Origin of the sequence: Cytobacillus firmus (assembly GCF_023612095.1) — a bacterium.
GTDB lineage: Bacteria > Bacillota > Bacilli > Bacillales > Cytobacillaceae > Cytobacillus.
Window position 1 is genome coordinate 854,799 of the sequence record NZ_CP086235.1, and the last position, 14,326, is coordinate 869,124.

14 protein-coding genes are annotated in these 14,326 nt (G+C 42.7%); 10 read left to right on the forward strand and 4 right to left on the reverse strand.

Going from position 1 to position 14,326, the window contains the following annotated elements; all coding sequences use genetic code 11:
- Window positions 1–7: 7 nt before the first annotated feature.
- A complete protein-coding gene (locus LLY41_RS04315) occupies window positions 8–850 on the reverse strand; it encodes an alpha/beta hydrolase (RefSeq protein WP_095243645.1) in 843 nt (280 codons plus the stop codon).
- A 176-nt stretch (window positions 851–1,026) separates the two neighbouring features.
- On the opposite strand from LLY41_RS04315, the gene LLY41_RS04320 reads away from it, so the two are divergent.
- Both LLY41_RS04320 and LLY41_RS04325 read left to right on the forward strand, forming a co-directional pair.
- Complete coding sequence (locus LLY41_RS04320; RefSeq protein ID WP_095243646.1) at window positions 1,027–1,530, forward strand: Lrp/AsnC family transcriptional regulator; 504 nt, start codon at window positions 1,027–1,029, stop codon at window positions 1,528–1,530.
- The gene (locus tag LLY41_RS04325) at window positions 1,530–2,705 is read left to right on the forward strand and encodes an aminotransferase (RefSeq protein WP_304587038.1); all 1,176 of its coding nucleotides are present in this window, start codon (window positions 1,530–1,532) and stop codon (window positions 2,703–2,705) included. Before LLY41_RS04320 ends, LLY41_RS04325 begins: the two co-directional genes overlap by 1 nt.
- A gap of 102 nt (window positions 2,706–2,807) precedes the next feature.
- Here LLY41_RS04325 and LLY41_RS04330 read toward each other — a convergent pair whose 3' ends face one another.
- Window positions 2,808–3,176, reverse strand: coding sequence for a helix-turn-helix domain-containing protein (locus LLY41_RS04330; protein ID WP_095243648.1), 369 nt, complete (start codon window positions 3,174–3,176; stop codon window positions 2,808–2,810).
- 266 nt (window positions 3,177–3,442) lie between these two features.
- On the opposite strand from LLY41_RS04330, the gene yugI reads away from it, so the two are divergent.
- The 3 genes from yugI (at window position 3,443) to LLY41_RS04345 (ending at window position 6,019) form a co-directional block, all read left to right on the forward strand.
- On the forward strand, window positions 3,443–3,841 hold the full coding sequence (gene yugI / locus LLY41_RS04335) for a S1 domain-containing post-transcriptional regulator GSP13 (protein WP_035332058.1): 399 nt from the start codon (window positions 3,443–3,445) through the stop codon (window positions 3,839–3,841).
- 243 nt (window positions 3,842–4,084) lie between these two features.
- The gene (gene nhaC, locus LLY41_RS04340; protein WP_304587039.1) at window positions 4,085–5,512 is read left to right on the forward strand and encodes a Na+/H+ antiporter NhaC; all 1,428 of its coding nucleotides are present in this window, start codon (window positions 4,085–4,087) and stop codon (window positions 5,510–5,512) included.
- Window positions 5,513–5,653: 141 nt separating this feature from the next.
- The gene (locus LLY41_RS04345; RefSeq protein WP_304587040.1) at window positions 5,654–6,019 is read left to right on the forward strand and encodes a group I truncated hemoglobin; all 366 of its coding nucleotides are present in this window, start codon (window positions 5,654–5,656) and stop codon (window positions 6,017–6,019) included.
- 28 nt (window positions 6,020–6,047) lie between these two features.
- Here the strand turns inward: LLY41_RS04345 and LLY41_RS04350 are convergent, their stop codons facing one another.
- Window positions 6,048–7,520 (reverse strand): sigma-54 interaction domain-containing protein, encoded by a 1,473-nt coding sequence (locus tag LLY41_RS04350; protein WP_304587041.1) that lies wholly within the window; start codon window positions 7,518–7,520, stop codon window positions 6,048–6,050.
- A 208-nt stretch (window positions 7,521–7,728) separates the two neighbouring features.
- On the opposite strand from LLY41_RS04350, the gene pruA reads away from it, so the two are divergent.
- Together pruA and LLY41_RS04360 are read left to right on the forward strand one after the other, a co-directional pair.
- Window positions 7,729–9,276, forward strand: coding sequence for an L-glutamate gamma-semialdehyde dehydrogenase (gene pruA / locus LLY41_RS04355; protein ID WP_304587042.1), 1,548 nt, complete (start codon window positions 7,729–7,731; stop codon window positions 9,274–9,276).
- Window positions 9,277–9,397: 121 nt separating this feature from the next.
- The gene (locus tag LLY41_RS04360) at window positions 9,398–10,597 is read left to right on the forward strand and encodes an ornithine--oxo-acid transaminase (RefSeq protein WP_304587043.1); all 1,200 of its coding nucleotides are present in this window, start codon (window positions 9,398–9,400) and stop codon (window positions 10,595–10,597) included.
- A 56-nt stretch (window positions 10,598–10,653) separates the two neighbouring features.
- On the opposite strand, the gene LLY41_RS04365 is transcribed toward LLY41_RS04360, so the two are convergent.
- Window positions 10,654–10,887, reverse strand: coding sequence for a DUF378 domain-containing protein (locus tag LLY41_RS04365; protein WP_048012022.1), 234 nt, complete (start codon window positions 10,885–10,887; stop codon window positions 10,654–10,656).
- Window positions 10,888–11,058: 171 nt separating this feature from the next.
- On the opposite strand from LLY41_RS04365, the gene LLY41_RS04370 reads away from it, so the two are divergent.
- The 3 genes from LLY41_RS04370 to LLY41_RS04380 all read left to right on the forward strand — a co-directional run bounded on the left by LLY41_RS04370 (window position 11,059) and on the right by LLY41_RS04380 (window position 14,313).
- Window positions 11,059–12,222, forward strand: coding sequence for an iron-containing alcohol dehydrogenase (locus tag LLY41_RS04370; protein WP_304587044.1), 1,164 nt, complete (start codon window positions 11,059–11,061; stop codon window positions 12,220–12,222).
- A gap of 212 nt (window positions 12,223–12,434) precedes the next feature.
- Complete coding sequence (locus tag LLY41_RS04375) at window positions 12,435–13,784, forward strand: glucose-6-phosphate isomerase (RefSeq protein WP_304587045.1); 1,350 nt, start codon at window positions 12,435–12,437, stop codon at window positions 13,782–13,784.
- Window positions 13,785–13,905: 121 nt separating this feature from the next.
- Window positions 13,906–14,313: a YugN-like family protein gene (locus tag LLY41_RS04380; protein ID WP_061793366.1), complete on the forward strand. Its 408-nt coding sequence runs from the start codon at window positions 13,906–13,908 to the stop codon at window positions 14,311–14,313.
- The last annotated feature ends 13 nt before the right edge of the window (window positions 14,314–14,326 follow it).

Genomic DNA, 14,326 nt, shown 5'->3' on the forward strand with positions numbered 1-14,326 from the left:
GCCATTTTCATCTGCACACTTGAACGGGATTTACAAAACTCCGGATGTGCTTAAGAACATCTTCCGGCCGCTCTTCCGGCACGAGATGTCCGGTATCTTTTAATACCACCAGTTTGGAATTTTTTAAATCTTTATTCAGCCTTTTCCCGACATGAAGCGGAACGACCCTGTCATGTTCTCCCCATATTAGAAGGCACGGTGTTTCTATTTTCTTCAATGCAGCGGCAGGCATATCGCCTTCCCTATCGCGGATCATTCTGGTTAAGGCCCGGAAAATATCGTCTTCTAAAAAGGGCGACAAATAGCCATAGAGCATTTCATCATCAATCATGGAATGATCGTAGACAACATTTTTTAAATTCTGTTTTACCCCTGAGCGCTGAAGATATAATTTCACATACAAATGAAAGAATGGTATGTAGCTTGAAAAGATAATATGAGGCTTCATTCGTTTCATATATCCGGAACTGCACAGCAGTACGGCCTGGTCAACCAGATCAGGCTTGGAATGTGCAACATTTAAAACAATCTGTCCTCCCATGGAATGCCCTATTAATGTGACTTTTTCAAAGCCCAGTTTTTCTGATAAGCGGATAACCGTATCCGCCAGGTTTTTATAGGAGTAGACGAATTGCTGGGATTTCCCGCTTTTGCCGAAGGGCGGCAAATCCATCGATACCACATTGAATTCCGTTTGCAGCAAAGGAATCAGCCTGCGAAAGCTAAAGGTGGATGACAGAAAACCGTGCAGCAGAACCAGGGTATTCCTGGAGGACTCATGTTTATAGTATTCATAATAAACATCTGTTCCATTAATGGGCTCTGTTCCTGAAAATGTCGCTTGTTCCATGGGCCTTCCCCCTCCTAGACTCAGTTTCACAGTATTTTCCCCTTAATCTTAATCTTGACACATATGATTTTAAAGAAATTAATAAATAATGAAAGTGACACATTTATTTTTCGAAGTTTTTGCTATAATGTAACTATTTTATAGAGTAAATTACTAAAGGATGGGAGCGACAAGTATTGAAATTAACTGAAAAGCAAATCGAAGTTTTGGAAATTTTAGAAAATAACAGTGCGCGAATCCCTGTGGAAGACATTGCGAAAATGGCTCAATTAAGTGTGGCGGAAACTGAAACCACTTTAGATAAGCTTGAGGAAATGAAAGTGCTTGTGCGTTTTAATTCTGTTATTGACTGGTCAAAGGTGGATGGCCATGAGGGAGTTACTGCTATGATTGATGTGAAGGTTGCTCCAAAGCGCGGGGTAGGATTTGATGAAGTTGCACAGAGAATTTACCGTTTCAAAGAGGTGAGATCTGTCTATCTAATGTCCGGCGCCTATGATCTTTCTGTCATCATCGAAGGCCGTTCCATGAATGAGGTCGCCCGATTTGTATCAGAAAAGCTGTCGACTCTCGATTCCGTCTTGTCGACAACAACACACTTTATCCTAAAAAAATATAAACATGACGGCACTATTTTTGAACAAAATGAAGATGACAAGCGAATTGTGGTGTCACCGTAATGAAGGAAACAAAATCTTATTTATCCAAAACGGTAGAAGAGCTAAAGCCTTCCGGGATACGCCGCTTTTTTGACCTTGCTGCCGGAATGGAAGGAGTCATTTCCCTTGGGGTGGGGGAACCGGATTTCATCACACCCTGGTCAGTTCGTGAAGCAGCCATCCTTTCCCTTGAGCAGGGGTACACCTCTTATACGGCTAATGCCGGCTTAATGGAGCTGCGGGAGGAAATAGCAGATTATATGCAGAAAAGCTTTGGAGTATCTTATTCACCCCAAAGTGAAATTGTCGTTACAGTGGGAGCGAGCCAGGCATTGGATATATCCTTAAGGGCAATCCTTGATTCGGGTGATGAAGTAATTGTGGTGGAACCAAGCTTTGTTTCCTATGTTCCCTTAGTAACTCTTGCAGGAGGTGTGCCTGTCCAGGTCCAGACTTTAAAGGAGAATGGGTTTAAAATTCTGCCTGAGCAGCTGGAAAACGCAATAACCTCCCGGACGAAAGTCATTATACTTTGTTCACCCAATAATCCGACTGGAACAATGTTAAGTGGAGATGAACTGAACGCTATTGCAAAAATAGCTGAAAGGTACGATTTGCTGGTTCTTTCTGATGAGATATATGCGGAGCTTGCATATGATGATGAGTATACGAGTTTTGCCGCCATCGGAGAAATGAAGAAAAGAACTATCTTAATATCGGGATTTTCAAAGGGGTTTGCCATGACAGGCTGGAGATTGGGGTTTATCTGCGCTCCTGAGGAGATCTCGCAGGCAATGCTGAAAATTCACCAGTATGCAATGATGTGCGCACCTACAATGGCACAGTTTGCTGCCCTTGAAGCCTTGAAGACCGGCAGATCAGATGTCGAGGACATGAAAAAGAGCTATAAGCGCAGGCGGAATTATTTTGTTCAGTCTCTGAATGAACTGGGGTTAACATGCCATATGCCGGGTGGAGCCTTTTATGCTTTCCCATCTATTGAAAGTACCGGGCTTACTTCTGAAGAATTTGCAGAAAAGCTGCTGCTGGAGGAAAAGGTAGCTGTCGTGCCAGGCAATATTTTTGGCGAAAGCGGGGAAGGCCATGTGCGCTGCTCTTATGCCACTTCCATGGAACTTCTGCAGGAAGCGATTAAGAGAATCAGCCATTTTGTAAAGCAAAATCCGAAGGCATAAAAAAAGGACAATCCACAACAGATTGTCAACTTCAAAAAGGGGGAATACTAGAAAGCCTTATACTTCAAGGCTAACCAGTATTCCCTTTTTATATACTCCCTTTTATAAAACTTTTTGATCATATTTAATTTCATATAGCATTTGCATGACACGCAGGAAATCTTCCTCACTGAATTCCTTAGCTTTCCGCAAGATAAGCTTTGCTTTTTTTGTGCCAATTTCACGCACAAGCTGTTCGATTTCATAATCGATTCCTGACTGGCCCTTCTGCAGTTCCTGTTCAAGCAGTTCGGAAGCTGGTATATCCAGGGCTGTTGAGATTCTTAGAACAGTCTGGGTATCAGGAATCTGATCTCCATTTTCATATTTTGCAATCGTTCCCGTCCCCACTCTCACCTTTAATGCGAGCTGCTGCTGGGTCATGTTTGCACGTTCGCGGCAAGCTTTAATGTTAAGGCCTATATTTGACATATCCATCACTCCCGTTAACGATTTCTTCTAACTATATTTTATCATGGTAAACGCAAGATCCTCTTTGTACTTCATGAACATTTAGTTAACAAACAAATAGAATGTCTACATATTGTTTGCGGATTGTTTTATTATAATGAATGAACTTATGTATGAAAATGTCTGGAGTTTCCATTTGAATTCCTTTTGATATTTTGATTAAGTTGTGATATAATTTTTTATTGCGTATAAAGAGATAAAATTTGAATTTAAATAGGAGTGTTTTCATGTCTGAGAAAATCGAAGTAGGCAGTGTTATTACAGGAAAGGTAACGGGTATTCAGCCATATGGTGCGTTCGTAGCATTAGATGAGAATACACAGGGATTAGTCCACATTTCCGAAGTGACTCATGGTTTCGTAAAAGATATTAATGAGCATCTTAAAGTGGGCGATGAAGTAAAAGTGAAGGTTCTTTCTGTTGACGAAGCAGCAGGGAAAATCGGTTTATCAATCCGTGCAACAGAAGAAGCGCCACAAGCAGAAGCGAAAGCAAGAAAGCCTCGCAAGCGCCAGGCAGCTCCAATTAAAATGGAAGACGAATCTGCACAGGGATTCAATACACTTAAAGATAAGCTTCAAGAGTGGATTGACCAGTCCCAGCGCGAGGATCTTATTAAGAAGTAATAATAATGAAAACCGGGTTTTGCTGCCCGGTTTTTTATTTTTACCTTGATGCAAAGAATATTTGCTTTTTTATGCAAAATGAGCGGGCGCTCGACAAGTTATTTTGCATGCTTACATACATAAACGGATGGGAATTAAATTTTTTTAAGGTAAATAGTCTGAAAAATGTTTGAATTTTATATCTTGGCATTAATCTTGCAATAGTTAAACCAACAGACGTGTAACTTTAAGAGGAGGAACATTATGAAAGAAGCAACAGGAAAGAAAATACCCTTCTGGTTTGCAATGCTGCCGCTGCTGGTAATGATTGCTGCTATGATTATTACGATTGTAAAATTTGAGGGAAGCCCTCATGTGCCTTTAATTGCCGGAACAATTGTCTCCGCTATCATTGCCTGGCGTTTTAATTATAAGTGGAATGATATTGAGGAAGGTTTTTATAAAGGCATTAAGCTGGCACTTCCGGCTATTTTAATTATTATAATGGTAGGCTTGACTATTGGATCCTGGATTGGCGGAGGAATTGTAGCCACCATGGTCTTTTATGGACTGAAGCTGATGACACCCTCAATGTTTTTGGCGTCCATCTGCATCATCTGTGCGATTGTTGCGCTTGCAATCGGGAGTTCATGGTCTGTTATGGGAACGATAGGCGTTGCCGGAATGGGCATCGGAATCAGCATGGGCATACCGGCACCAATGGTGGCAGGGGCTATAATTTCAGGCGCCTATTTTGGAGATAAAATGTCTCCGCTGTCAGACACGACTAATCTGGCTGCAGGAATTACAGGTACAGATCTTTTTGATCACATAAAGCACATGTTTTATACCACCATTCCGGCGCTGGCTATTGCCATTGTTGCTTATTGGTTTTTGGGAAGGCAATTTGGCGGGGATGATGTAAAAAATGAAAAAATTACCGAGGTAATGAATGTTTTGTCAGAAAGTTTCGTTATATCTCCTTGGCTATTACTGGTTCCTTTAATTGTTATAGGATTAGTGGCAAAAAAAGTGCCTGCATTGCCCGCGCTTGCGGTGGGTGTTTTCCTTGGCTGGCTATGCCATATTTTTGTACAGGGCGGGGCTGTAGGAGATGCTGTGAATACACTCCAGGGCGGATTTTCGATTGAATCAGGAAACACGATGGTGGACGAGCTATTTAATAGAGGCGGCATTGACGATATGATGTATACTGTGTCCCTTACGATTGTAGCAATGGCCTTTGGTGGAGTTATGGAGCAGACCGGCATGCTAAAAGCCATTGTTGAACAGATCCTGAAATTGGCCCGTTCAGCAAGGAGCTTAGTGGCCACTACTGTGCTATCTGCCTTCTTTACCAATGTAGCGGCTGCCGAGCAGTATATTTCCATCCTGCTGCCGGGCAGGATGTACACACAGGCATTTAAGGATAAAAATCTGCAATCAAAAAACCTTTCACGTGCCCTTGAAGATGGAGGTACCGTCACGTCCGTTTTTGTTCCATGGAATACTTGTGCGGTATTTATTATGTCAACACTGGCCGTTCATCCGTTTGAATATGCACCATACGCGATTTTAAATTTCACTGTTCCGATCCTGGCTATTATCTTTGCGATGCTTGGCTACAAAATAACATTCATGAGTGACCAGGAACGAAAAGAAACAGAAGAAAAAGATCAATTAGCATCTTAAATTTCAGGCTCCGTACCCACGGAGCCTTTTTGGTTTTTTGAAAAGATAATAGGGTAAAGGTAAATTGTTCCTGATTGTACTATTTTTGAATAGGAACTGTCAGTCAGCAAAGAATATAGTTTGTTGAAAGGAGAGATAAATATGGCTGAGCAGACACTTTACGAAAAAGTGGGCGGCGTAGAATCTATTGAAAAGGTTGTCGATTATTTTTACGAGGAACTGGTATTGAAGGATCCGGCCGTCAATCAGTTTTTCGAGCATACCGATATGGTAAAGCAGAAGAGCCATCAAGCTAAGTTCATTAGCTATGCTCTGGGGGGACCTAATCAATATTCAGGCAATTCCATGGCAAAAGCACATGAGGGCATGAATCTGCAGCCGGAACACTTTGATGCGATTGCGAGGCATCTGCATGATGCACTTGCGCATTTCGGAGTGAGTGAGAGGGATATAGATGAAGCGTTGACTCGTGTAGCAACGCTTCGGGATGATATTATATACAAATAAAAGCTCCCGGTGGGGAGCTTTACGATTTTTATCGCAGTCTAACGGGCAGTAAGACCGCCACTTCAAGACTTGGAGCAATCAGCTGTTTTCTTTTTCTGAATCCGTACTTCCTCAGCCGATACTGCAGATTTTGCCGGCTCATGCCAAGGGATTTTGCTGTTTGGGTTATATTATTGCCATGGTGTTTAAGGACTCTCTTTAAATAGTAAATCTCAGCTTCCTGCATATATTGTTCCAGTGTTTTAACAGGTTTGTTTTTTTGGACCAGTACATCCTCCAAATGGCCGGTTTCCTTCTGAAGTTCTTTGAATTGAGGCTTATTCCGGAAATGAAGAGGCAAATGCACATAGCTGATGGCTTCTTCCTGATCCATAAGGTTCATGGCCCCTTCGATAATATGCTCCAGTTCGCGTACATTGCCCGGCCAGTCGTATTGCTCGAATTTGTTCATTACTTCTTCTTCGATTTCCACTACATTCATTCCAAAGAGCTGATTATATTTTTCTATAAAAAACTGTGCAAGTTCCCGGATATCCTTTCTTCTATCCCGAAGAGGCGGTATGAAGAGGGATACAACACTCAGTCTATAATATAAATCTTTCCGCATCCGGCCTTCTGAAATAGCATCAATCGGGTCTTCATTTATGGTTGCTATGATCCTGACATCCACTGCCCGGTCTTTTGTATCACCGACCCGGCGGACCGTTCTTTCCTGTAAAACTCTCAAAAGCTTTGCCTGAAGGGAGGGATTAAGTGAGTTGATCTCATCCAGAAGCAAAGTCCCGCCATTTGCCTGCTCAAATAATCCAGGCCTTTCAATGGAGCCTGTAAATGCCCCTTTTTTCGTCCCAAATAAAAGGCCCTCTATCAGACTGTCCGGAAGAGCTGCGCAATTTTGAGAGATGAATGGCTGCGAAGACCGGCTGCTGCCATTATGGATGCTTTGGGCAAAAAGCTCCTTTCCAGTACCGGTCTCTCCGATTATCAGAACTGAGGAACTTGTTCGGGTTGCTCTTTTGCTTGCTTCAATCACTTCATGGATTTCGTCGCTTAAGCCAATAATACTATCAAAGGTATAACGGGTATCTCCGCGTTTATTCATGTTTTCTCTGATCAGCTTTTCAAGCTTGGTTACATCACGGGCAATCTCCATGGCGCCAATCTGTTCACCATCTTCCATAATCGGAAAAGTATTATTGATTGTAGTGATTTCCTGCCCTTTATTGTTAAAGTAGGTTTGTTTGGCATTTTTAATTTTGCTGCCATTCTTGAGCGCCTGAAGCAAGGTGCTGTATTCGTCCTGATTGAAAGTAAATACATCCAGCAGATTTTTATCCAATACATCTTCATAATCCATGCCTTCTATCTGGGCCATTTTCTTGTTGTAGAATGTAGTTTTTCCTTCCTCATTCACGACATGGACACCTACATCGATTTCATCCAATATCCGTTGAAAGATCTTGTTATTCAATTGAAGCTGTTCAATTTCCCTGTGGTTCATTGTAATCTCCTTCATTCGGCAATTTATTCAATAGTATATATTAAATCAAATGTGTGCAATGATAATTTGCACCAGTAACAGAAAAAGGGCAAAATTAATTTGCTTTCGTCTTGTTAAATAGTTATTTTTCAGCTTATTTATTTTTGGCACAGTTCTTGCATTATATAAGAGCGGATGAATATCGAATAGACTAAAGGGGGACGACATCATGGTACAGCCGTACAAACATGAACCTTTCACAAACTTTAAAGCAGAAGAAAACCGCGAAGCATACTTACAGGGTTTAAAAACAGTCGAAAGCTATTTAGGACAAGACTATGACTTATTAATAGGCGGAGAAAGAATCTCTACTGAAGATAAAATTGTATCAATCAATCCTTCTAATAAAGAAGAAGTAGTGGGCCGTGTTTCAAAAGCAAACCGCGAGCTTGCGGAAAAAGCGATGCAGGCTGCTGTGGAAGCATTCAAAACATGGAGAAAAGTAAAGCCGGAAACACGCGCAGATGTTTTATTCAAAGCTGCTGCAATTATCCGCCGCCGAAAAGCTGAGTTCTCTGCCCTTTTAACGAAGGAAGCAGGAAAGCCTTGGAACGAGGCAGATGCTGATACTGCGGAAGCGATTGACTTCCTTGAGTACTATGCACGCCAAATCTTAGAAATCAAAGACGGTGTTCCTGTTAACAGCCGTCCGAACGAATATAACCGTTATGACTACATTCCATTGGGAGTGGGCATCATCATCTCTCCTTGGAACTTCCCGCTTGCAATCATGGCCGGCACAACTGTTGCTGCGATCGTGGCAGGAAACACTGTTCTATTAAAACCAGCTTCTACAACACCGGTTGTGGCTGCAAAATTTGTTGAAGTAATGGAAGAAGCAGGACTTCCAAAGGGCGTTCTGAACTTCGTGCCTGGCAGTGGGGCAGAGGTGGGCGACTATCTGGTTGATCATAAAGATACCCGCTTCATCTCATTCACAGGATCACGCGACGTGGGTCTTCGCATCAATGAGCGCGCTTCTAAATTAAACGATGGCCAAATCTGGCTGAAGCGCGTGATCGCGGAAATGGGAGGCAAGGATACGATCGTTGTCGACAAAGAAGCAGACCTTGAATTGGCGGCGACTTCCATCGTGGCTTCTGCATTTGGCTTCTCCGGACAAAAGTGTTCAGCATGTTCACGAGCAGTAATCGTAGAAGATGTATACGATCAGGTTCTGAACCGTGTGGTCGAGTTAACTAATGAGTTAACACAGGGCAACCCTGAAGATCAAAGCAACTATATGGGTCCTGTTATCGACCAGGGCGCATTTGACAAGATCATGAGCTACATTGAAATCGGCAAAGAAGAAGGCAAGCTGATGACAGGCGGAGAAGGGGACAATTCAAAAGGCTTCTTCATCAAACCGACTGTATTCGCTGACCTTGCACCGGATGCACGCTTAATGCAGGAAGAAATCTTCGGGCCGGTCGTTGGCTTCACAAAGGCAAAAGATTTCGACCATGCGCTTGAAATTGCCAACAACACGGAGTACGGCTTAACAGGAGCTGTGATCACACAGAACCGTGAGCACATCCAAAAAGCGCGTGAAGATTTCCATGTCGGAAACCTATACTTCAACCGCGGCTGTACAGGTGCGATCGTTGGATACCAGCCATTCGGAGGATTCAACATGTCCGGAACCGACTCCAAAGCGGGCGGACCTGACTACATTCTTCTGCACATGCAGGCGAAGACTACTTCTGAAATGTATTAAAATCTGTAAAGCATGTATGGGATATTGAATATCCTGTACATGCTAAAACCTTAAATAGTTTAAAGAAGAATAGCTTAACGTTACAATAAAAAGGACTATTCTGAAAAAGGAGGAATTTTAATTGACTGAAGCGACAAAATCAAAATCACTAATTGAACAAACTGAAAAATACGGTGCACACAACTATCATCCGCTGCCAATCGTTATTTCCAAAGCGGAAGGTGTTTGGGTGGAAGATCCTGAAGGCAATAAATATATGGATATGCTTAGTGCTTATTCGGCTGTAAACCAGGGGCACCGCCATCCAAAAATCATTCAGGCGCTGAAGGACCAGGCAGATCGTGTAACATTAACTTCACGTGCTTTCCATAACGATCAGCTTGGCCCATGGTATGAAATGATTTGTGAACTGACAAAAAAAGAGATGGCACTCCCTATGAACACAGGGGCTGAAGCAGTCGAAACAGCAATCAAAGCTGCACGCCGCTGGGCTTATGACGTAAAAGGGATTGAAGATAACCAGGCGGAGATCATTGCTTGTGTCGGAAACTTCCATGGCCGTACAATGACAGCGGTTTCCCTTTCTTCAGAAGAAGAATATAAGCGCGGATTCGGACCAATGCTTCCAGGCATTAAGCTGATCCCGTACGGAGACCTTGACGCACTTAAAGGAGCAATCACTGAGAATACGGCTGCTTTCTTAATTGAGCCGATTCAAGGTGAAGCTGGAATCGTGATCCCTCCTGAAGGCTTTCTGAAAAAGGCATATGAAACTTGTAAGGAGAACAATGTATTATTCATTGCAGATGAAATTCAGGCTGGTCTTGCACGTTCCGGAAAAATGTTTGCATGCGAATGGGAAGATGTAGATCCTGACATGTACATTTTAGGGAAAGCACTTGGAGGAGGAGTATTCCCGATTTCATGTGTGGTTGCGAATAAAGATGTTCTTGGGGTATTTAATCCAGGATCACATGGTTCAACATTTGGAGGAAACCCAATGGCTTGTGCGGTTTCAGTTGCTTCCATGGACGTATTGGTTGAAGAGAAGCTTGCAGAGCGCTCACTTAAGCTGGGTGAATATTTCATGGGTAAATTAAAAGAAATTAACAATCCTGTCATTAAACAAGTGCGCGGACGCGGATTATTTATAGGTGTTGAGCTGAATGAGCCGGCACGAAAATATTGCGAAGAGCTAAAAGAACAGGGATTGCTCTGCAAAGAAACGCATGACACGGTTATCCGATTTGCTCCGCCTTTAGTCATTTCGGAAGAAGAGCTTGATTGGGCAATTGAAAGAATCAATAAAGTATTAAGCTAATTATAATTTTAAATAAAAAATCCTTGCACACAATGTGCAAGGATTTTTTGCATATATTAGCGGGTTGGCCTGGTTTCAGGTTCTCTTTCCAATTCTTCATTCGGTTTGAAGAGAAGGCCAAGGTTGATTAGGCCTGCGATGCCCACCAGGCCATATATGATTCTTGAAAGGGCTGAATCCTGGCCGCCAAAAATAGCTGCCACAAGATCAAATTGGAAAAATCCGATTAAACCCCAGTTAATAGCTCCAATAATTGTAAGAACCAGTGCAATACGCTGAATGCCACTCATGATGTTTCCTCCTTAAAGTATAGGTTCACTATTATGTTGCTGCACGGAAATAAAAAATATTCATCTTAATAGTAGTTAAGGGCCATAATGAAAGGAGTCCGAATACCGAATCATACTTTTTGCAATAGCTTAAAATTTGAATGATAATGATGGGGTAAAGGAGATGTTGATATGCAAAATTTTACCTTTTATAATCCGACAAAATTAATTTTTGGGAAAGATCAACTGTCCCAATTGCAGACTGAAATTCCCCAGTACGGCAAGAAGGTACTTGTTGTATACGGCGGAGGAAGCATTAAGCGAAATGGTTTATATGATAAAGTGATGGCTGAGCTAAATGAAATTGGTGCTGAAGTTTTTGAATTGGCAGGGGTTGAGCCTAATCCAAGAATCTCTACCGTTCGCAAAGGCGTTGAAATCTGTAAAAATGAAAGTGTCGATTTCCTGCTCGCTGTTGGCGGAGGGAGTGTCATCGATTGCACTAAGGCTATTGCTGCCGGTGCCAAATATGCTGGCGATGCCTGGGATCTGGTTATCAAGAAAGCATTTGCTGCAGAAGCTCTGCCGTTTGGAACGGTTCTTACACTAGCTGCTACCGGTTCTGAAATGAATGCCGGATCTGTTATTACAAACTGGGAAACAAATGAAAAATATGGATGGGGCAGTCCCGTGACATTCCCTAAATTTTCAATTCTTGATCCTGTTAATACGTTTTCAGTGCCAAGAAATCAAACGGTATATGGAATTGTCGACATGATGTCCCATGTACTGGAGCATTATTTCCATCTTGAAGAGAATACTGATTTTCAGGATCGCATGTGCGAATCTCTGCTGATCACCATAATGGAAGCAGCTCCTAAGCTTCTTGAAGACCTTGAAAGCTATGAGCATCGTGCAACCATTTTATATTCCGGCACGATGGCGCTGAATGGAATCCTGAATATGGGCTATCGCGGGGACTGGGCAACGCATAATATCGAGCATGCTGTATCGGCTGTTTATGATATTCCTCATGGCGGCGGCCTTGCCATTCTGTTCCCGAACTGGATGAAGCATAATTTGACAGTGAAGCCTGAACGCTTTAAGCAGCTGGCTGTCCGTGTACTTAATGTGGATCCTGCAGGAAAAACGGATGAAGAGACAGCACTTGAAGGGATTGAAAAGCTTCGTGAATTCTGGAACAGCATTGGGGCGCCTTCCCGCCTGGCTGATTATGACATTGATGACAGCAAGATTGAATTGATGGCAGACAAAGCGACGGTCAATGGAGAATTTGGCAATTTCGCGAAATTAAATCATGCTGACGTAGTTTCAATCTACCGAGCTTCCTTGTAACATTCAGACGGACTCTGCCCTGCGGCGGGGTCCTTTGACAATTTTACGCCGGAAAATTACAATCATCCTTTTACGTAAAAAATATGTCAAAATTGGACACGCTTACAATATGGGATGATTCTTGATTAACTTTGGTGCATTCGTTAAAGTGGAATAGAGATGGCAGCAAATGATAAGAGCTGTTTAAATTTGAGAAAAAATGGAGGACATTCATGACACACGTTCGTTTTGATTACTCAAAAGCACTTCCTTTTTTTGGCGAACATGAAATTACATATCTGCAGGATGCAGTGAAGGTTGCTCACCACTCCCTTCATGAACAAACTGGAGCTGGCAGCGACTATTTAGGCTGGATCGATCTGCCCTCAAACTATGATAAAGAAGAGTTCTCCCGCATTCAAAAAGCGGCTGAGAAAATTAAGAACGATTCCGATGTTCTTATTGTCATTGGAATTGGAGGCTCCTATCTTGGAGCGCGTGCGGCTATAGAAATGCTTCAGCACAGCTTCTATAATGCACTTCCAAAAGAAAAGCGCGGTACTCCGCAGGTGCTGTTTGCCGGCAACAATATCAGTTCTTCATACATGAAGGATTTAATGGATCTGCTTGAAGGAATAGATTGGTCCATTAATGTGATCTCCAAATCAGGCACAACAACTGAGCCGGCATTAGCTTTCCGTATTTTCCGCAAAATGCTCGAGGAAAAGTATGGTGTGGAAGAAGCGCGTAAACGAATTTATGCTACGACCGACAAAGCGAGAGGTGCTTTAAAAACGCTTGCAACAGAAGAAGGCTACGAGTCATTTATTATTCCTGATGATGTAGGCGGCCGCTATTCTGTTCTAACAGCTGTAGGTCTTTTGCCGATAGCTGTCAGCGGTGCAAGCATTGAAGATATGATGAACGGTGCTGCACAGGCGCGCGAAGACTTCAGCAAATCTGAGCTTCAGGAGAACGCAGCCTATCAGTATGCTGCTGTCCGCAATGTTCTTTATAACAAAGGCAAAACGATTGAAATGCTGATCAACTATGAACCAGGTCTTCAATATTTTGCAGAGTGGTGGAAGCAGCTTTTCGGTGAAAGTGAAGGAAAAGACCAGAAAGGAATTTTCCCTTCATCAGCTAACTTCTCCACTGATCTTCATTCATTAGGCCAGTATGTGCAGGAAGGCCGCCGGGACCTTTTTGAAACGGTTATCAAGGTGGAGGAATCACGCCATGAACTTACCATTGAAGAGGCGGAAAATGATCTTGATGGTTTGAACTATCTTGCGGGTGAGACTGTCGATTTTGTGAATAACAAAGCTTTTGAAGGAACCATGCTTGCACACACAGATGGCGGAGTGCCAAACCTCATCGTTTCCATTCCAAAAATGGATGCCTATACATTTGGCTATCTGGTTTACTTCTTTGAAAAAGCATGTGCCATGAGCGGTTATCTTCTGGGAGTGAATCCTTTCGACCAGCCTGGTGTTGAAGCATACAAAGTAAACATGTTCGCTTTGTTGGGAAAACCAGGATTTGAAGAGAAAAAAGCGGAACTTGAAAAAAGATTGAAGTAATAGTGAGAAGCGTCTGCCTGCGGGCAGGCGTTTTTTATTGAAGAAAATATAGTTCCATCGCATTCATGATATCCTCCACTTTGGAGAAACTAAGCCAAAAGCGAAAAAGGGGATGGATTCAGTGATTGAGATACCTTCAAAAGTGGAAGGAAAGCATTTTGATTTGTATAAGCTGGAGCAGGCTTTGAAGCCGATTGGCTATTCGATTGGCGGGAACTGGGATTATGATCACGGTTCTTTTGACTATAAAATTGATGATGAGGTGGGATACCAGTTTTTAAGGGTCCCATTTAAGGCAATTGATGGGCAGCTTGATGATCCAAGCTGTACGGTGGAGATAGGCAGGCCATTTCTGCTTTCCCATAAGTACCAGCGCGGTCTTGATGACCACGCCTATACCGGAAATTTCAGCGCCTCCTTTGATCAATTCTCGGAGCCTGTGGATAAGGACGCCAGTTTTCCGAAGGAATTCATTGATCTCGGCAAAGCACTTGTAGAGGAGCTTGAGTCCATATTAATAAGAGATTAACCGAGTATAACAA

Coding starts and splice junctions, on each gene's coding strand:
- LLY41_RS04345 (WP_304587040.1), top strand. CDS start 5,654: ATGGCTGAGCAGACACTTTACGAAAAAGTGGGCGGCGTAGAATCTATT.
- LLY41_RS04365 (WP_048012022.1), bottom strand. CDS start 10,887: ATGAGTGGCATTCAGCGTATTGCACTGGTTCTTACAATTATTGGAGCT.
- LLY41_RS04315 (WP_095243645.1), bottom strand. CDS start 850: ATGGAACAAGCGACATTTTCAGGAACAGAGCCCATTAATGGAACAGAT.
- yugI (WP_035332058.1), top strand. CDS start 3,443: ATGTCTGAGAAAATCGAAGTAGGCAGTGTTATTACAGGAAAGGTAACG.
- nhaC (WP_304587039.1), top strand. CDS start 4,085: ATGAAAGAAGCAACAGGAAAGAAAATACCCTTCTGGTTTGCAATGCTG.
- LLY41_RS04330 (WP_095243648.1), bottom strand. CDS start 3,176: ATGTCAAATATAGGCCTTAACATTAAAGCTTGCCGCGAACGTGCAAAC.
- LLY41_RS04325 (WP_304587038.1), top strand. CDS start 1,530: ATGAAGGAAACAAAATCTTATTTATCCAAAACGGTAGAAGAGCTAAAG.
- LLY41_RS04370 (WP_304587044.1), top strand. CDS start 11,059: ATGCAAAATTTTACCTTTTATAATCCGACAAAATTAATTTTTGGGAAA.
- LLY41_RS04350 (WP_304587041.1), bottom strand. CDS start 7,520: ATGAACCACAGGGAAATTGAACAGCTTCAATTGAATAACAAGATCTTT.
- pruA (WP_304587042.1), top strand. CDS start 7,729: ATGGTACAGCCGTACAAACATGAACCTTTCACAAACTTTAAAGCAGAA.
- LLY41_RS04375 (WP_304587045.1), top strand. CDS start 12,435: ATGACACACGTTCGTTTTGATTACTCAAAAGCACTTCCTTTTTTTGGC.